We start from the raw sequence: 17500 nt of genomic DNA, 5'->3' as shown, positions 1-17500 counted from the left end.
TCCCAGCTGAGCTAATCCCCCAATAGTTATGATAAAATTAAATGGTGGGCCTAAATGGACTCGAACCATCGACCTCACGCTTATCAGGCGTGCGCTCTAACCAGCTGAGCTATAGGCCCACATTTACATATTTAGAGAGAATTGATCTCTCAAAACTAAACAAACAAAAAACAGTCAACCTTATTATCAGCCCTAAAGGGCTGCATTATCCTTAGAAAGGAGGTGATCCAGCCGCACCTTCCGATACGGCTACCTTGTTACGACTTCACCCCAATCATCTGTCCCACCTTAGGCGGCTGGCTCCTTACGGTTACCCCACCGACTTCGGGTGTTACAAACTCTCGTGGTGTGACGGGCGGTGTGTACAAGGCCCGGGAACGTATTCACCGCGGCATGCTGATCCGCGATTACTAGCGATTCCGGCTTCATGCAGGCGAGTTGCAGCCTGCAATCCGAACTGAGAATGGTTTTATGGGATTGGCTCCACCTCGCGGCTTCGCTGCCCTTTGTACCATCCATTGTAGCACGTGTGTAGCCCAGGTCATAAGGGGCATGATGATTTGACGTCATCCCCACCTTCCTCCGGTTTGTCACCGGCAGTCACCTTAGAGTGCCCAACTGAATGCTGGCAACTAAGATCAAGGGTTGCGCTCGTTGCGGGACTTAACCCAACATCTCACGACACGAGCTGACGACAACCATGCACCACCTGTCACTCTGTCCCCCGAAGGGGAAATTCCTATCTCTAGGAGTGTCAGAGGATGTCAAGACCTGGTAAGGTTCTTCGCGTTGCTTCGAATTAAACCACATGCTCCACCGCTTGTGCGGGCCCCCGTCAATTCCTTTGAGTTTCAGCCTTGCGGCCGTACTCCCCAGGCGGAGTGCTTAATGCGTTAGCTGCAGCACTAAAGGGCGGAAACCCTCTAACACTTAGCACTCATCGTTTACGGCGTGGACTACCAGGGTATCTAATCCTGTTTGCTCCCCACGCTTTCGCGCCTCAGCGTCAGTTACAGACCAGAAAGCCGCCTTCGCCACTGGTGTTCCTCCACATCTCTACGCATTTCACCGCTACACGTGGAATTCCGCTTTCCTCTTCTGCACTCAAGTCCCCCAGTTTCCAATGACCCTCCACGGTTGAGCCGTGGGCTTTCACATCAGACTTAAAGGACCGCCTGCGCGCGCTTTACGCCCAATAATTCCGGACAACGCTTGCCACCTACGTATTACCGCGGCTGCTGGCACGTAGTTAGCCGTGGCTTTCTGGTCAGGTACCGTCAAGGTACCGGCAGTTACTCCGATACTTGTTCTTCCCTGACAACAGAGCTTTACGACCCGAAGGCCTTCATCGCTCACGCGGCGTTGCTCCATCAGACTTTCGTCCATTGTGGAAGATTCCCTACTGCTGCCTCCCGTAGGAGTCTGGGCCGTGTCTCAGTCCCAGTGTGGCCGATCACCCTCTCAGGTCGGCTACGCATCGTCGCCTTGGTGAGCCGTTACCTCACCAACTAGCTAATGCGCCGCGGGCCCATCTGCAAGTGTCAGCCGAAACCGACTTTCAACCTTCCCTCATGCGAGGGAAGAAATTATCCGGTATTAGCTCCGGTTTCCCGAAGTTATCCCAGTCTTACAGGCAGGTTGCCCACGTGTTACTCACCCGTCCGCCGCTAACCACCGGGAGCAAGCTCCCAGTGATTCGCTCGACTTGCATGTATTAGGCACGCCGCCAGCGTTCGTCCTGAGCCAGGATCAAACTCTCCAATGAAGTTGAGTTGATTAGCTCAAAAATGTTACGTTGGCTTCGTTTCATTCGAAACGAATATTATTGTTTGTTGACGTTTTTGTTTGTTTAGTTTTCAAAGATCAATTTCAGTGTCGTTTAAAAACGACTTTTTAAATATATCATTTCTTGTTGTTGGAGTCAACAACTTTTTTTATTTCTTGTCTGCCGTATTAGCGGCGACTTTTAATATATTACAGGATAATTTTATGTTGGTCAATACCTTTTTTTAAAAAAATAAACCGCTGCTAAAGAGCGGTTCTGGCTTAAAGAACCCATTGCTGAATCGCAACTAGTGCACATAGACCCGGAATCCCCAAAAAACCTGAGACAGCTGATGTGGCAAAATTTATTGGAACATGAATCCCGAACTGATTTCCTGCCGTATTGAGGAAAAACACAAATAATGCTCCTATCAATATTTTTATAGCAGCTTGGCCGACAAATCGGGCTGGCTTAAACGGTGCTCCGGTAAATAACAATAATACAATTAGCCCCCCTAAAATAGCAATCACAAACATTGGTTCCAAAAGGCGTCCCCCTCCAATGGTCTCTTTATTAAAAAGCTATGTACAAGCCCATTAAAATAGACCAAATAAAGTGGAACTTCAAACAGTAGAGGCGCTCTTCCTCTACGTTTGTTAACCAATCAGGCATTTACGGGCAGTTTGTCGCACTTATCAAATTTGTCCTTCCCAATGTTTAAAGCGGGAAATTAGACCTTACTGCCCGTTAATGCGGGATAAAAAACTCAAGCATCCTATTGCTTGAGTTGTAAAAAAGTAATTATTTTGTTAAGGTCACATTTCTGTATTTAGCTTCTCTTAATAGAAGAATATATTTTGCTTCTGCGATTTTTGATTGGCAAATGATCTCTTCAGAGGGATCAAGACTTCTTTCCAAAAGGAGTTTTTCCTGCTGCCAATAATCTTTATATTTATTCAACTGAATTAAAAGCTTTTCATTATATTCCTTCCGAAGCTTTCCTTTGCGCCGAAAAAACATCGCCATCCCCCCGGCATTAAAGCATTTAAATTTAACTTTAAATTAAAATATACTACTAATATTACAATTCTCTTCGCCCTTCTAATGCTTTTGATAAGGTAACCTCATCTGCATACTCAAGGTCCCCGCCTACCGGCAATCCATGGGCAATCCTTGTTGTTTTAATACCCGACGGCTTCAGCAGCCGTGATATATACATAGCTGTTGCTTCCCCTTCAATGTTGGGATTGGTGGCTAAAATGACTTCCTGTACAGTTTCGTCCTGAAGCCTCTTTAGCAGTCCGGGAATATTAATATCCTCCGGGCCGATGCCGTCCATGGGTGAAATAGCCCCGTGCAAAACATGATACAATCCGTTGTAATCCTTCATTTTCTCCATCGCAATTACATCTTTTGGATCCTGCACTACACATATTATGCCCTTATTTCGGCGCTGATCTTCACATATGTAACACGGATCTTGATCGGTAATGTGGCCGCAGACAGAGCAGTATGTTAAATTCCGCTTGGCATTCACTAATGCTTTTGCAAAATCCAAGACGGTATCCTCTTTCATACTTAAGACAAAAAAAGCCAACCGCGCGGCTGTTTTTGGCCCAATGCCAGGAAGCTTCATAAAACTATCAATCAGCTTCGAAATCGGTTCTGGATAATGCATAATTTATGTTCCTCTCTTTAGAAAAGCTAAAAGCGCCCTTAGCAGCATGTGGCTGCTTAAGGCGCTTGACACTTATTGTTTTTAAAATGGCAGGTTTAGCCCCTTTGTAAATTGCCCCATAGTATTATTGGAGAGTTCATCAGCTTTCTTAAGTGCATCGTTTACGGCTGCAAGGACAAGGTCTTGAAGCATTTCCACATCATCAGGATCAACTGCTTCAGGTTTAATTTGAACATCTACAACCTCTTTATGGCCTGTTACTACGACGGTTACCATTCCGCCGCCGGCAGTTCCTTCAATTTTTTCCTGACCTAATTGTTCCTGTGCCTCTGCCATTTTCTTCTGCATTTTTTGCACTTGCTTCATCATATTTTGCATGTTACCCATTCCACCACGCATTGATAAATCAACCTCCATTTAATTTAGTTTATATAATCACATTGATAGCTGTTTTGCGTTTCCGGACAACCTTTAATCAATAATTTCAACAAATTCTTCGCCAAATAACTTTTTTGCTTCAGCGATATGTGGTTCCTCTTCATGGGCTGGCCCGCTGATTTCGCCTTCTTCCCCATGCTGGGTGCTCAGGAAATTTTCACGAATCGTTACCCACTGCTCTTCAGGAACTCCTAAAAGAGTGAACCTTTTGCCAGTTAATTTGTTCAAGGTAGTGCTTACTGCTTCCAGAAAATCGCCTCGGCTCATCGCCATTTGACAAATCATTTCATGCTTGAATTTTAAAACAAAAGATGCTGCAGATGCTGCAACCGGCTCCGCTTCATTTAATAAGGCGGCGTGTGATTTCATGAGACTAGACCGCATTTCGCCCCAATTACCCTTGATTAGATTCAAGTCATTTTTGGTGGCTTGCTTTAACACTTCATTTATTTTACCAACAGCCGGCTGAAAAGCATTTCTTGAAGTTCTTTGTACCTGTTTTTGCGGCTGTGGCGCGGCATCTTGAGGTGCTGCGGCTACGCCATGAGCTTTTAAGTGATGAAGCTCAGACTCAAGCTGCTCAATTCTCGTCAAAAGCTGCTGCAATTCCTCGGGACTCGCAGTCTCTCTTTGGTTTGTTTCCATTTGGCAAAGCTTTACTATAGCTACCTCCAGGAAAATCCTCGGGTGATTGGTCCAGCGCATTTCTTGCTGAGTTTTATTTAAGAAATCAATCAGCTGATAAATCTGCTCGGTTGGTGTTTCGTCCGCCATCAAGCGAAACTCGTCATCCAGCATCACCCGTTCAAGAGATTCCTCAAGATTGGGCGCTGTTTTGTATAGCAGCATATCCCTGTAAAATAAGATCAAATCTTCGATAAAGCGTGCCGGGTCCTTACCATGAAATAAAAGCTCCTCGAGCGCCTCCAAACCGCTTGCCACATCTTTATCCTGAAATGCCTTGGCTGTTTTATTTAAAAATGCCTGTGATGCAGAGCCTGTGACAGTCAACGCATCTTCAAGTGTCACCCGGTCCTGACTGTAGGAAATGGCTTGATCCAACAAACTTAATGCGTCACGCATTCCACCTTCAGCTGCTCTGGCTATCATTTGCAGGGCCCGCTCATCGCAGTTGATGCCGGTTTCCTCGACAATCAGCTTCATCCGATTAACAATGGACCCTGCGGTAATTCGTCTGAAATCAAACCGTTGGCATCTTGAAATAATCGTCAGCGGAATTTTATGCGGTTCTGTTGTCGCTAAAATAAAGATGACATGCTTCGGCGGTTCCTCCAGCGTTTTAAGTAAAGCGTTAAAGGCGCTAATGGAGAGCATATGCACTTCGTCGATGATATAGACCTTATAGTTTACTGCTGTAGGGGCAAATTTAACCTTATCAAGAACATCACGCATCTCCTCCACCCGCGAGTTAGAGGCAGCGTCAAACTCCAGGACATCCGGAATCGTTCCATTCGTGATTCCGAGGCAGGCCGCACATTCATTGCACGGTTCAGCAACAGGAGCATGCTCACAATTAATGGCCTTTGCTAATATTTTAGCCGCACTCGTCTTTCCTGTTCCTCTTGGACCGGAAAATAGGTATGCATGAGAGATTTTTTGCTGAAGCAGGGCGTTTTGCAATGTCTGCGTGACATGTTCCTGTCCCACTACGTCAATAAATTTCTGCGGACGCCAAACCCGATATAAAGCTTGATATGACACTCGACATCGCCCCCTTCAAATTAGTCTAATTAATTATACAGTATTCATTTTCCTTTTTCCAAAAGGAATCATAAGAGTTTACAAAAAAACTCATCCCAAGATTCTGAGATGAGTTTCATTTGTATTAAATATGTAAGTAACTGCCGCGCACCTTCCGTCGACTGACGCCCATAAGCGTTACTTAAGCAGTTAGCTCGGCCCAGGCACCCCTGCGGCACATGGGAGCGTCCACTTAATGCTGCTTCCTTCCGGACCTGACATAGTTCATGGATTCCCATTGCGCAGGACCCAGGCGTCAACACCACTTACTTAAGGCAGACCCTACAGGCCATCAGCCTCAGGAAGGGATTCCGTCCCGCTAGAGCGGATTGCGGGTACAGGGCACCGCTACCTCCCCACCTAGCGCGGCAAAATTGATACCAAATATTTAGTGCGTCGTATTTGACGCCTTTTTAGTATACAAACAATCTAGACAAAAAGCAATCGATATTAACTGTAAATTACTGTAAGTTAGTTTCTGATGCCTGTAACTTCAACTTTTTCTCCTGCTTCTTACGATCTCTTATTTTTTGAAAAAAGGATGAAAGCATGCTGCCGGACTCTTCTGCTAAGACGCCTTTAACAACCTCGCATTGATGGTTAAAGCGTGAATCCTGTAAAAGGTTCATCAGCGTTCCAGCACACCCGCCCTTGGGATCGCTCGCCCCGTACACCACTCTCTTGACTCTCGATAAAATTATCGCCCCGGAACACATTGGGCAAGGCTCCAACGTGACATATAGAGTCGTATCCTCAAGCCGCCATGAGCCTGTTTCTTGGCAGGCCACATCAATTGCCAACAATTCGGCATGTGCTGTGGCATTTTGCTTACTTTCTCTTAGATTATGGGCCCGTGCAATGATATTCCCTTCATGAACGAGAACCGCTCCAATTGGCACCTCGTCCAGCCCCTCTGCTTTCCTTGCTTCCTTTAAAGCTTCCATCATAAATTGTTCGTCCTGATTCATCATGACAATAAAACCGCCTTCTGCAAACATACCTATAGGAAAATTATTAACATTATAACATACAGCCACCCCTGCCTACATAGAATGGTTGTAGCGCAATATGTGCAGGGAGGGATTTATATGCAAATCCACGTAGTAAGCAGGAATGAATCTCTGACCACAATCGCAAGAACCTATCATACAACCGTTCAAGATATTGTTGAGGCAAACGAACTGCCCAATCCTAACAATTTGGTTATCGGCCAAGCGCTGGTTATACCCATTATCGGCCACTTTCATTTTGTTCAGCAGGGCGAATCATTATTTTCCATAGCTCGCTCTTACGGTACAACAGCACAGGAGCTTGCCAATGTGAACAGGATTCCAGTTAATAGTCCTCTCAAGGTCGGACTAAGACTTTATATTCCCCCGGGAAAAAAAAGAAATGCAGAGTTCAATGCCTATGTAGAACCACGTGGGACTACTGTTGCCCCCGCCTTAGAAGCAAGTGCCCGTGAAGCGGCACCCTATTTAACTTATTTAGCTCCATTCAGCTTTCAGGCCAGACGCGACGGTACACTCAAAGCACCGCTCCTGAATAACTTTCCGGCTATTGCCAGGGCCAACCGCAATGTCTTAATGATGGTTATAAACAATCAAGAAAATGATCAATTCAGTGATGAGCTTGGACGCATATTGCTTAACGATATGGCCATTCAAGATAAATTCATTAACAACATTGTTGCCACTGCCCAAAGAAATGGCTTTCGCGATATCCACTTTGACTTTGAATACTTGCGTCCCGCCGACCGCGAGGCCTACAACAACTTTTTGAGAAAAGCGAAGCAGCGGTTCCAGCGTGAAGGCTGGCTTATGTCAACAGCGCTTGCCCCAAAAACGAGTGCCACTCAAAAAGGAAAATGGTACGAAGCCCATGATTATAAAGCTCACGGGCAAATTTCCGACTTCGTCGTCATCATGACCTATGAATGGGGCTATAGCGGCGGACCGCCCATGGCTGTATCCCCCATTGACCAAGTAAGAAGAGTATTGGATTATGCCGTTACAGATATACCATCGACAAAGATTCTTATGGGGCAAAATCTTTATGGATATGATTGGACCCTTCCATTTGTTCCAGGGACGATAGCAAAAGCGGTTAGTCCGCAACAGGCCATTCAGTTGGCAGCACAACATAATGTCCCAATTGAATACGATACAAAAGCACAAGCACCACATTTCAAGTATACGGATGCTGCCGGAAAACAGCATGAAGTATGGTTTGAAGATGCCCGCTCCATTCAAGCCAAATTTGATTTAATTAAAGAGATGAATCTAAGAGGCATGAGTTACTGGAAACTAGGCCTTGCTTTCCCTCAAAATTGGCTGTTAATTGTCGATAACTTCACTGTTACAAAACGTGGTACCTAAATATTATGATGCTAACTGCCGTTCTTTCGGCAGTTATTTTTCTACCTGCCAAAAGGAAACAGACTTCCTCAAAAATTCCATATCCCTTCCTGTACTGGTTATGTTAAAATGGACTTTGTGTCGAAGAAAAGGATAATTGATCGAATAGTGACAAAATGATTGTCACTTTTTGACGATTTTGCGGGTTATTTTTTAGCATATATTACCCAGGAAAACCTGGAAAAGATAGAATGCACAGGCAGTTGGAGAAGGAGGAGCAACAAATGGGGGATACACCCTTTATTACCGTCGAGGGACCGATTGGTGTAGGAAAGACATCTCTCGCAAGAGCCATTTCGGAGCAATTTGAATTTGCTTTATTAAAGGAGATTGTGGATGAAAATCCGTTCCTCGGAAAATTTTATGAAAACATCGAAGAATGGAGTTTCCAGACAGAAATGTTTTTTCTCTGCAATCGCTTTAAGCAATTAGGGGATATCAATACCCATTATTTGAGCAAAAATCAATCTGTTGTGGCAGATTATCATATTTTCAAAAATTTAATTTTTGCCAAACGGACATTGAATCCGGACGAATACAAAAAATATTATAAAATATATCAAATTTTGACAGAGGATATGCCAAAGCCGAATGTCATCATATATTTGCACGCAAGTCTCGATACCTTATTAAAGCGAATAAAAATCCGCGGGCGCGAGGTAGAGAAAAACATCAGCCCGCTTTATTTAGAACAGCTTTCGATTGATTATGAAAACACAATGGCTACTTTTGAAAAGGAGCATTCGGAAATACCGGTTCTCCGTTTCAATGGTGATGAACTGGACTTTGTAAAAAACAAGCAGGATCTAGACTATATCATTGAAAAGCTTGGGGTATCACTGAGAGCAAACAGCTGGACTAACACTATATAGAAACAGGGGGATGTTCGTGAGCATTGTTATTGGAGGCATGATCGGTCTTGGCAAAACGAGTGTGGCGGACACTTTAAAAGCACACTTTCAGAATAATGGCATTGACAGCAAGGTTTTTTATGAAGCGGTGGATGACAATCCGATTCTCCCGCTTTACTATGAATTAACACAGGAAGAGTTAGAAGCAAGAAGAATTCCCTTCCTATTGCAATTATTTTTCTTAAATAAACGATTTAAAACAGTCAAGGATTGCATCAATTGGAAAAACCCTATTTATACTATTCAGGACCGTTCAATTTATGAAGATTGGTATTTTGCCTATGTAAATAAAAATTTAGGCCGAATTTCAGGACTCGAATTTAAAATATATGAAGAACTTGTTGATAATATGATGGAAGAATTAAAAGAACTTCCAAAAAAGGCTCCTGATTTAATGGTTTATTTAAAAGGATCGTTCGATACGGTGATTGATCGTATAATGGCCCGCGGACGCAGCTTTGAAATTAACCCGGAACTGAAGGAATATTATTTCGAGGTTTGGAAGGGCTATGATGAATGGGTCATGGAGCGCTATAATGCTAGTGAGGTATTGGTCATTGATATGGACACAACCGATGTGGTGAATAGTGAGGAAGACGCCAAACGGGTATGCCGAGAAGTAGAAGACAAACTAAAGGAAATTTTATATATAACAAAAGCACATATTGGATAATCCAGTATGTGCTTTTTTCTCAAAAAAAAATCCGTTACAAGGAATTGTAACGAATTTTCATCTCCAGTTTTTATGCGCGTTTTTTCTTGTGATGGCGGAGGAAGAGGGATTCGAACCCCCGCGCGGTTTAACCCGCCTGTCGGTTTTCAAGACCGATCCCTTCAGCCGGACTTGGGTATTCCTCCGTGACAACAGAAGTTAATTTATCATATATTTAATCCTGTGTCAACATTATTAAAATGCCACCAACAAAAAGGCGCTATTCAACTTGGTTATACATTGTTTATTGCGGCTTTATGACGTCACGTCCGCCCATATATGGACGCAGTACGTCTGGAATTACAACACTGCCGTCTTCCTGCTGGTAGTTTTCCAGAATAGCGGCAACCGTGCGGCCAATCGCGAGGCCTGAGCCATTGAGCGTATGCACATGCTCCGGTTTCGCCTTCGGATCACGGCGGAAGCGGATATTTGCCCGTCTTGCTTGGAACGCCTCAAAATTACTGCAAGAAGAAATTTCACGGTAAGTTCCATAGCTTGGGATCCACACTTCAATATCGTATTTTTTTGCTGCGGTAAAGCCCAGGTCGCCTGTACACATGCTTAACACACGGTATGGCAATTCAAGTAATTGAAGCACCTTTTCTGCATCAGCAGTCAGTTTTTCCAGCTCTTCATATGAATCCTCTGGCTTTACAAACTTCACAAGTTCAACCTTATTGAATTGATGCTGGCGAATCAAGCCTCTTGTGTCACGGCCTGCCGATCCTGCTTCGGAACGGAAGCAAGCGCTGTAGGCTGCAAAGCGGATTGGCAGCTCTTCACCGTTTAAAATTTCATCGCGATAATAATTAGTGACCGGCACCTCTGCGGTCGGTATTAGGAAGTAGTCCTCGCTTTCAATTAAGAAGGCATCCTCCTCAAACTTAGGCAACTGGCCGGTCCCGGTCATGCTAGTGCGATTTACCATATATGGAGGGAGAATCTCTGTATAACCATGCTCATCGACATGGAGGTCAAGCATGAAGCTTATTAACGCACGCTCAAGGCGGGCACCAAGACCTTTATAAAAAACAAAGCGGCTGCCTGTCACCTTACCTGCTCGTTCAAAATCAAGAATGCCTAAATGGTCTGCGACATCCCAATGTGGTTTCGCCTCAAAGCCGAACTCGCGGACTTGGCCCCATTTGCGGATTTCTACGTTATCATCTTCCGTCTCCCCAGTAGGCACAGTTTCATGGGGAATATTTGGGATGCTAAGCAATAATAGCTCTAATGTCTCTTCAACGCCTCTTAGTTCATCATCGAGTTTCTTAATGCGGTCGCCAACCTCACGCATTTCCTTGATAAGGTGATCAGCATCCTGCTTCTCACGTTTTAATACAGCAACCAGCTGAGAAACTTCATTCCGCTTGGATTTCAGCTTTTCCGCTTCGACAATTAATTCGCGCCGTTTAACGTCTAAATCCTCAAACCGGCCAAGGTCAGTTAAATCCTCACCGCGGTGCTGCAGCTTTTCTTTTACTTCGGCAAAATTGGCTCTTAGATACTTTAAATCCAACATGCATAAACACTCCTTAATACTTTTTTGAAAACAAAAAACTCCCGCCCCTAAAACAGGGACGAGAGTTAACCCGCGATACCACCCTGGTTGACAGACGAATCTGTCCACCTTAAAAATGTAACGGTTTTTCACCGAGAGTCCTTACTAGCCTCATGTGGATGAGGTGTTCCGCACTCTGCTCGAGGAGGGATTCACAAGTCTTATTCACCGGTTCACACCAGCCACCGGCTCTCTTTAGAATAAACCTCTTGCTACTGGTTCCTCTCATTGCTTTAGCTAATTTGTGATTTGTAATACATAGACTACTATATTTATTTACCAAACGCAACCAATTTATCCAGCTTTAACGGTAAGTAAATCATTTTTTTAAAATTTTGTTAGGGGAACTGCCCGTAAAAGCCCGATGGTTCCCTATACGGTCTGCTTTTGTTTTTTTGCCTCTTTTACCATCTCAACAAAATAAGCTGTCAAGCGATGGTCATCTGTTAATTCAGGGTGGAACGAACACCCTAAAAATTGCCCTTCACGTGCTAACACAATGCGGTCATTATGCTTCGAAAGAATCTCGACATTTTCGCCTGCCTCTACGATATGAGGAGCCCGGATAAAGACTGCAGGGAAATCACCCGCGACATCTTTCACCGCGAGGTCGGCCTCGAAGCTATCCACTTGGCGTCCGAAGGAGTTGCGTTCAACCGTAACGTCCATCACACCAAGATGAGGCTCACTGTATCCGACGATGTTTTTTGCCAAAAGAATAAGGCCTGCACATGTACCGAACATCGGTTTATCAGTCCGGGCAAATTCCTTTAAGGAATCCATAAAATCATATTTATCGATCAGGCGGCGCATGGTCGTGCTTTCTCCGCCAGGGAGAATAAGGCCATCAACGTCATTTAATTCCTCTTTATGTTTAATGGCAACGGCTTCGACGCCGCAAGCTTCTAATGATTGAATATGCTCGCGAACTGCTCCTTGTAATGCGAGAACGCCTACTTTAATCATAGTATTACCCCTTTTACCTAGATTAATGTCTAGTCAAAGCGCCTAAGGGTCACAAGCCAATCCGTCAAGAAGGCTCGTCTTGTGCCTGCCGACTCTGGTCAAGGCGCTTCCGCTTTTCGATCTTACCAGCCACGCTCCTGCATGCGAGCTTCAGGGGCTAATGAAGAAATTTCGATACCTTTCATTGGAGTTCCAAGATCCTTTGAAAGTTCTGCAATTAATTTATAGTCTTGGTAATGAGTTGTTGCTTCAACAATCGCTCTTGCAAACTTCGCAGGGTTTTCTGATTTAAAGATACCAGAGCCAACGAAGACGCCGTCTGCGCCTAATTGCATCATTAACGCCGCATCAGCAGGTGTTGCCACGCCACCGGCAGCAAAGTTAACAACAGGAAGGCGGCCATTGCGCTTAATTTCAAGCAATAATTCAAATGGTGCACCTAACAGCTTTGCTTCTGTCATAAGCTCATCTTCGTTCATGCTTACAACCTTACGAACCTGTGCGTTAACCTTGCGGATATGGCGGACAGCTTCTACAATGTTTCCAGTTCCCGGTTCGCCTTTTGTACGAAGCATAGATGCTCCTTCGCCAATACGGCGGGCAGCCTCGCCCAAGTCACGGCATCCGCATACAAATGGTACAGTAAAGTCACTCTTCAATAAGTGAAACTCTTCATCTGCAGGTGTTAATACTTCACTTTCATCGATATAGTCTACACCAAGTGCTTCAAGTACACGTGCTTCTACAATGTGGCCGATGCGAGCCTTAGCCATAACAGGGATTGAAACAGCGTTAAGGACCTCTTCGACAATTCGAGGATCTGCCATTCTAGCAACACCGCCAGCAGCACGAATATCAGAAGGTACACGCTCTAGCGCCATTACCGCTACTGCTCCCGCTTCCTCCGCAATTTTTGCCTGTTCTGCGTTAACAACGTCCATGATGACGCCGCCTTTTTGCATTTCTGCCATCCCGCGTTTTACCCGTTCCGTACCTGTTTTCATTTGTAAATCCCCCTTGTTTTTCCACGTTGAGAACGTTGATTATTTAGAAAATTCCTACTAATTAAGTTTGAATTATCTATTCCATAAAATCATTAAAGCAACAAAAAAGGATTCCTGTCAAGACAAGAATCCTTTCCAACATTTTACTTATTCATCCGATAGAGCTAATTAGAACCAGCCCTTAACAGTGGAGGAAATGCCTCCCCAGACATCACCGAAAAATCCTCCGATGCCCCGCATCATAAGGACGAACCAATTTGCCTTTTCAACATCTTGGGCTGCAATGACATCGGCTTGAACTTTGCCTTTAGCTTCCTCGGTTAAAAAGTTGACCTTATCGCCGTTTTTAGGCTCAATAGTTAAATAGCCGACCTTATCACCTTTTTTGATTGGTGCTGTTAGTTCACCTTTTTTGTTAATTTTATTTTTATCTAATACCAGTACCGGTTTATAGTTTTCCTTTTCGCCATTTTCAATAACCATATTAATGGCTGACTTTGTATAAACTTTTACCTGGTCATTCTTCCCCTTAATAACAGGTATCGTTTTATGGCCTTTTACCTGATAATGCTTTGGTACAATAGTTTCTTTTGTTGTATTGGCAAATGCATAGTCAAACATTTTCTTGGTCTCGTCAAAGCGGGCCTTATAGTCCCCTTTTCCGCTCGAATCTTTAGCATTTTGCACAACAGTGATAAACCGTTTGCCGTCGCGGCTGGCAGTACCGGTAAAACAGTAGCCGGCAAAATCAGTGGTACCCGTCTTAAGTCCGTCAACGCCTTTATATCCATAATCCAAAGATGGAAGCATCCAGTTCCAGTTGATCATATTAATTGCGTCAGAAGTGCCTTCTCGAAATGTTTTCTTCGGAATGCTGGCTGTCTTTAGCACTTCTGGATATTCATTGATTAGGTGGAAGGCAAGACTCGCCACTGCTCTTGGAGACATGACGTTTTCGTCCGTTTCACCGGTGCCTTCCGGATGCATGCCGCGATATTCAGCATTATTTAAACCTGATGAGTTTACAAATTTATAATCCTTTAAGCCTAACTTTTTGGCTTTTTCATTCATCATTTTCACAAAATTGGTTTCAGACCCGGCAATTGTTTCGGCAATAGCTATCGTTGCTGCATTTGCAGAATAAATGACCATGGCTTCATACAATTCGCGGATTTTATATGTGCCGTCCTGGCGCAATGGAACATTCGACAATGCGCGGTCTTGAGAAATTTTATAAACAAGATCACTAACGTTATATTCCTGATCCCATTTTACTTTTCCATGTTTAATGGCATCTAGTAAAAGATATTCAGTCATCATTTTTGTCATGCTGGCAATACCCATGACGGTATCAGCATTTTTTTCATATAACACTTTGCCTGATTCAGCATCTACTAATATAGCTCCGTCCGCGTTGATGTTTAACGCTGCGGCGGCTTCCGCTTTATCTTGGCCCATGCCGGCAAAAAGGCTGAAGAACAAAATTACGGCCATTGCACTGGCAAGATACTTTTTAAAAACATGTTTATTCACATTAACGCCCTCCATGATTTTTTACACTTTGGTTATTTTAACACAACTGCTTTATAAATCATAGAGAGAGCATCGAAGCATCTTACTGCCAATTTTGATAGACTGCTAGAAATAGATAGGGCTTTTTTCATACATACCAGTTGATTTCCACTCCACAAGGAATGATTGGTCAGCATAGGCAGCGCACGACTGAAAGCGGCAGCATTTAGGAGCAGGGGTAGGTCTTCGGCGGGAGTCGAGCCACGTTCCGCTCGAATCATCATACTAAAAAAATAAGAGCAGATTATAAAATCTGCTCTTTGCATTTGTTATTTACATTGAGTAGTTTGGTGCTTCTTTGGTGATTTGAACGTCGTGCGGGTGGCTTTCTCGTAAGCCGGCACCGGTCATTTTAACGAATTGAGCGTTCATTCGTAATTCTTCTAGGTTTTTCGTGCCACAGTAGCCCATACCAGCGCGTAAACCGCCGACTAATTGATAAATGGTATCTGCCAATGGTCCTTTGTATGGAAGGCGGCCTTCGATGCCTTCTGGGACAAACTTTTTATTGTCCTCTTGGAAATAACGGTCTTTAGAACCTTTTTCCATCGCTGCCACAGAACCCATGCCGCGATACACCTTAAAGCGACGGCCTTGGAAAATTTCCGTTTCCCCAGGGCTTTCTGTTACCCCGGCAAGCATGCTTCCCAACATCACGGCATGTCCACCTGCTGCCAAGGCTTTGACGATATCACCAGAGTATTTAATACCGCCGTCAGCAATAATCGTTTTCCCATACTTCATGGCTTCACCAGCACAATCATAAACAGCTGTTATTTGCGGTACACCGACACCCGCTACAACGCGTGTTGTACAAATTGATCCTGGTCCAATTCCAACCTTAACGACATCTGCTCCGGCTTCGATTAAGGCCCTGGTTCCCTCTGCAGTGGCTACGTTCCCGGCAATAATAGCAAGGTTAGGGTAGGTAGCTCTAATTTGCTTAACAGTATCTAACACACCCTTGGAGTGCCCGTGTGCGGTATCGACTACGATGACATCAACGTTCGCCTTCACCAGCTTGTCGATTCGTTTCATCGTATCACCTGTCACCCCTACTGCAGCTCCTGCTAATAGACGTCCTTGGCTGTCCTTTGCGGAATTTGGGAACTCAATCACTTTTTCAATATCCTTAATGGTGATTAAACCTTTTAACACTCCTTGATCATCCACAAGAGGCAGCTTTTCAATTTTATGTTTTTGAAGAATTTGTTCAGCTTCCTTCAATGTTGTCCCCACTGAAGCCGTAATCAGATTTTCCCTCGTCATAACATCAGAGATCTTGAAAGAGTAATCCTGAATAAAACGAAGGTCCCTGTTGGTGATAATGCCAACCAGACGCTGTTCCTCCATGTTGTTAACGATTGGAACACCTGAAATACGATATTTCCCCATTAGATGCTCGGCATCAAATACTTGGTGTTCAGGAGTCAAGAAAAACGGGTCAGTGATTACACCGCTTTCTGAACGCTTAACCTTTTCAACCTGTTCGGCCTGCTGCTCGATGGTCATGTTCTTATGAATAATCCCTAGACCGCCTTGGCGGGCCATAGCAATTGCCATTTCAGATTCCGTGACTGTGTCCATACCTGCACTTATAACTGGAATATTTAGTTTTACCGCAGGAGTTAACTCAACCTGCAAATTCACGTCGCGTGGCAGCACCTCTGATTTGCCAGGAATCAATAATACATCATCAAACGTTAATCCTTCTTTTGCAAACTTACTTTCCCACATATTAACAGCCTCCAGGTCAAAAAATATTATTTGTAGGTTATCAATTGGACAAAATACTGTCAAGGAAGAAATATTAGTAAGATTTTTCTGAAAAAGGTGATCCGCTTTGAAAACGCCATTTAAAGGCTGGAAAAATTACTCATGCTTTTTTTCAGCAGAATACTGTCAGCGCTATTTGAAAAATAGCTATCTAAAGGGGAATATTGAGAATCCTGAACAAAAGAGCTATGAAAATGGATATGCCTTTTTATATTATCTCGAACATGGGCAAATCTATTATGAACAGGCAGAAAAAGCTCCACTAGTTATTAAACCTATTTTGCTTTTCTATGGCCTTGTCCATTTAATAAAAGCCTGTATCCTAACCGTTGACCCATCGTATCCAGAAACAACAGCTGTATTGGCACACGGTGTTTCCACCAGAAAAAGAAAAAGACAAAATTATTTATTTTTCCAAGATGAGGTAAAATTACAAAAAAATGGACTTTTCCCATATATGTCAGAAAAATTGTTTCACATGAAACAGCTGGAAGGGGAAAAAGTCCTAATGGAGGAATTACTACAGCTTATACCTGAACTCGATGAATTATTCTTCATACTTCTGAGGAAAAACAGCTTTGAAAAACTACATAACAATGACAGCCAGCTCCATATTCCCGAGAAAATGCTGGACACCTATCATATGACCGGGAGCCGATTTAAAGAGTTTCTAGCCTCTAAATTTGCCAATGGGGTGGAATTCTCTGCTGATGAAGGAATACATTTAATTTTGAATAACAATACGGTATCAGCCATTTCTCCTTTAAAATTTCATATGGAAGAAGGGTGCTGGACACTTCCTATAAACAAAGGGAAGCTTTTCAACTTCCCGGAACTGCTGATCCACTATTTATTATTATACAACTTAAGCATGATTGCCCGATATGAAACAGAATGGTGGAGCGAACTAACCAAGATGATGCCCAACCACGACTA

The 17500-nt window shown here is 43.8% G+C and carries 15 protein-coding genes, 3 tRNA genes, 1 rRNA gene, 1 other RNA gene and 1 other annotated feature (2 of these 21 running past the window's edge); of the genes, 4 read left to right on the top strand and 16 right to left on the bottom strand.

Annotated elements, in window-relative coordinates:
• The 10 genes from ACZ5AE_RS00160 to tadA all read right to left on the bottom strand — a co-directional run.
• Positions 1 to 21, bottom strand: a tRNA-Ala gene (locus tag ACZ5AE_RS00160); it reaches 55 nt to the left of the window's first position.
• A 21-nt stretch (positions 22 to 42) separates the two neighbouring features.
• Positions 43 to 119, bottom strand: a tRNA-Ile gene (locus tag ACZ5AE_RS00155).
• 96 nt (positions 120 to 215) lie between these two features.
• Positions 216 to 1765 (bottom strand): 16S ribosomal RNA (locus ACZ5AE_RS00150).
• Positions 1766 to 2046: 281 nt separating this feature from the next.
• Positions 2047 to 2310 carry a pro-sigmaK processing inhibitor BofA family protein gene (locus ACZ5AE_RS00145; protein ID WP_464568422.1) on the bottom strand — a complete coding sequence of 88 codons (264 nt, stop codon included), beginning with the start codon at positions 2308 to 2310 and terminating at the stop codon, positions 2047 to 2049.
• A 256-nt stretch (positions 2311 to 2566) separates the two neighbouring features.
• Positions 2567 to 2785, bottom strand: coding sequence for a YaaL family protein (locus ACZ5AE_RS00140; protein ID WP_464568420.1), 219 nt, complete (start codon positions 2783 to 2785; stop codon positions 2567 to 2569).
• 61 nt (positions 2786 to 2846) lie between these two features.
• Entirely contained in the window at positions 2847 to 3443 is a 597-nt protein-coding gene (gene recR / locus ACZ5AE_RS00135) for a recombination mediator RecR (RefSeq protein WP_464568418.1), read from the bottom strand.
• An 81-nt stretch (positions 3444 to 3524) separates the two neighbouring features.
• Positions 3525 to 3842, bottom strand: a complete 318-nt coding sequence (locus tag ACZ5AE_RS00130; protein WP_217037518.1) for a YbaB/EbfC family nucleoid-associated protein — start codon at positions 3840 to 3842, stop codon at positions 3525 to 3527.
• 72 nt (positions 3843 to 3914) lie between these two features.
• Entirely contained in the window at positions 3915 to 5603 is a 1689-nt protein-coding gene (dnaX, locus tag ACZ5AE_RS00125) for a DNA polymerase III subunit gamma/tau (protein ID WP_464568416.1), read from the bottom strand.
• Between the two features lie 143 nt (positions 5604 to 5746).
• Positions 5747 to 6011: signal recognition particle sRNA large type (gene ffs / locus ACZ5AE_RS00120), an RNA gene on the bottom strand.
• Between the two features lie 92 nt (positions 6012 to 6103).
• Positions 6104 to 6610, bottom strand: coding sequence for a tRNA adenosine(34) deaminase TadA (gene tadA / locus ACZ5AE_RS00115; protein ID WP_464573491.1), 507 nt, complete (start codon positions 6608 to 6610; stop codon positions 6104 to 6106).
• Between the two features lie 120 nt (positions 6611 to 6730).
• Between tadA and ACZ5AE_RS00110 the strand changes: the two genes are divergently transcribed.
• The 3 genes from ACZ5AE_RS00110 to ACZ5AE_RS00100 all read left to right on the top strand — a co-directional run bounded on the left by ACZ5AE_RS00110 (position 6731) and on the right by ACZ5AE_RS00100 (position 9643).
• Entirely contained in the window at positions 6731 to 8020 is a 1290-nt protein-coding gene (locus ACZ5AE_RS00110) for a glycosyl hydrolase family 18 protein (RefSeq protein WP_464568414.1), read from the top strand.
• Between the two features lie 263 nt (positions 8021 to 8283).
• Positions 8284 to 8931: a deoxynucleoside kinase gene (locus ACZ5AE_RS00105; protein ID WP_464568412.1), complete on the top strand. Its 648-nt coding sequence runs from the start codon at positions 8284 to 8286 to the stop codon at positions 8929 to 8931.
• A 16-nt stretch (positions 8932 to 8947) separates the two neighbouring features.
• Entirely contained in the window at positions 8948 to 9643 is a 696-nt protein-coding gene (locus ACZ5AE_RS00100; protein ID WP_464568410.1) for a deoxynucleoside kinase, read from the top strand.
• A 92-nt stretch (positions 9644 to 9735) separates the two neighbouring features.
• Here the strand turns inward: ACZ5AE_RS00100 and ACZ5AE_RS00095 are convergent.
• From ACZ5AE_RS00095 to guaB, 6 genes are all read right to left on the bottom strand, one after another.
• Positions 9736 to 9828 (bottom strand) — tRNA-Ser (locus ACZ5AE_RS00095).
• 98 nt (positions 9829 to 9926) lie between these two features.
• On the bottom strand, positions 9927 to 11207 hold the full coding sequence (gene serS / locus ACZ5AE_RS00090) for a serine--tRNA ligase (RefSeq protein WP_464568408.1): 1281 nt from the start codon (positions 11205 to 11207) through the stop codon (positions 9927 to 9929).
• A gap of 51 nt (positions 11208 to 11258) precedes the next feature.
• Positions 11259 to 11484: a binding site (T-box leader), on the bottom strand.
• A 134-nt stretch (positions 11485 to 11618) separates the two neighbouring features.
• Positions 11619 to 12212 carry a pyridoxal 5'-phosphate synthase glutaminase subunit PdxT gene (gene pdxT, locus ACZ5AE_RS00085; protein WP_464568406.1) on the bottom strand — a complete coding sequence of 198 codons (594 nt, stop codon included), beginning with the start codon at positions 12210 to 12212 and terminating at the stop codon, positions 11619 to 11621.
• 122 nt (positions 12213 to 12334) lie between these two features.
• Positions 12335 to 13216 carry a pyridoxal 5'-phosphate synthase lyase subunit PdxS gene (gene pdxS, locus ACZ5AE_RS00080; RefSeq protein ID WP_464568404.1) on the bottom strand — a complete coding sequence of 294 codons (882 nt, stop codon included), beginning with the start codon at positions 13214 to 13216 and terminating at the stop codon, positions 12335 to 12337.
• A 168-nt stretch (positions 13217 to 13384) separates the two neighbouring features.
• A complete protein-coding gene (locus tag ACZ5AE_RS00075; protein ID WP_464573489.1) occupies positions 13385 to 14710 on the bottom strand; it encodes a serine hydrolase in 1326 nt (441 codons plus the stop codon).
• A gap of 351 nt (positions 14711 to 15061) precedes the next feature.
• Positions 15062 to 16525, bottom strand: coding sequence for an IMP dehydrogenase (gene guaB, locus ACZ5AE_RS00070; RefSeq protein WP_464568402.1), 1464 nt, complete (start codon positions 16523 to 16525; stop codon positions 15062 to 15064).
• Between the two features lie 106 nt (positions 16526 to 16631).
• On the opposite strand from guaB, the gene ACZ5AE_RS00065 reads away from it, so the two are divergent.
• Positions 16632 to 17500, top strand: the 5' portion of a protein-coding gene (locus ACZ5AE_RS00065; protein WP_464568400.1) for a YaaC family protein. Its footprint extends 79 nt past the window's final position; only the first 869 of its 948 coding nucleotides appear in the window; its start codon is at positions 16632 to 16634; its stop codon lies off the right edge, out of view.

Source organism: Neobacillus sp. S1227 (assembly GCF_055385255.1).
This window is presented reverse-complemented; position numbering and strand designations above follow the sequence as displayed.

Excerpts from the sequence above, each read along its gene's own strand:
- ACZ5AE_RS00110 (WP_464568414.1), top strand. The coding sequence starts at position 6,731 with ATGCAAATCCACGTAGTAAGCAGGAATGAATCTCTGACCACAATCGCA.
- ACZ5AE_RS00105 (WP_464568412.1), top strand. The coding sequence starts at position 8,284 with ATGGGGGATACACCCTTTATTACCGTCGAGGGACCGATTGGTGTAGGA.
- ACZ5AE_RS00075 (WP_464573489.1), bottom strand. The coding sequence starts at position 14,710 with ATGGCCGTAATTTTGTTCTTCAGCCTTTTTGCCGGCATGGGCCAAGAT.
- ACZ5AE_RS00140 (WP_464568420.1), bottom strand. The coding sequence starts at position 2,785 with ATGTTTTTTCGGCGCAAAGGAAAGCTTCGGAAGGAATATAATGAAAAG.
- guaB (WP_464568402.1), bottom strand. The coding sequence starts at position 16,525 with ATGTGGGAAAGTAAGTTTGCAAAAGAAGGATTAACGTTTGATGATGTA.
- ACZ5AE_RS00130 (WP_217037518.1), bottom strand. The coding sequence starts at position 3,842 with ATGCGTGGTGGAATGGGTAACATGCAAAATATGATGAAGCAAGTGCAA.
- pdxT (WP_464568406.1), bottom strand. The coding sequence starts at position 12,212 with ATGATTAAAGTAGGCGTTCTCGCATTACAAGGAGCAGTTCGCGAGCAT.
- recR (WP_464568418.1), bottom strand. The coding sequence starts at position 3,443 with ATGCATTATCCAGAACCGATTTCGAAGCTGATTGATAGTTTTATGAAG.
- serS (WP_464568408.1), bottom strand. The coding sequence starts at position 11,207 with ATGTTGGATTTAAAGTATCTAAGAGCCAATTTTGCCGAAGTAAAAGAA.
- tadA (WP_464573491.1), bottom strand. The coding sequence starts at position 6,610 with ATGAATCAGGACGAACAATTTATGATGGAAGCTTTAAAGGAAGCAAGG.
- pdxS (WP_464568404.1), bottom strand. The coding sequence starts at position 13,216 with ATGAAAACAGGTACGGAACGGGTAAAACGCGGGATGGCAGAAATGCAA.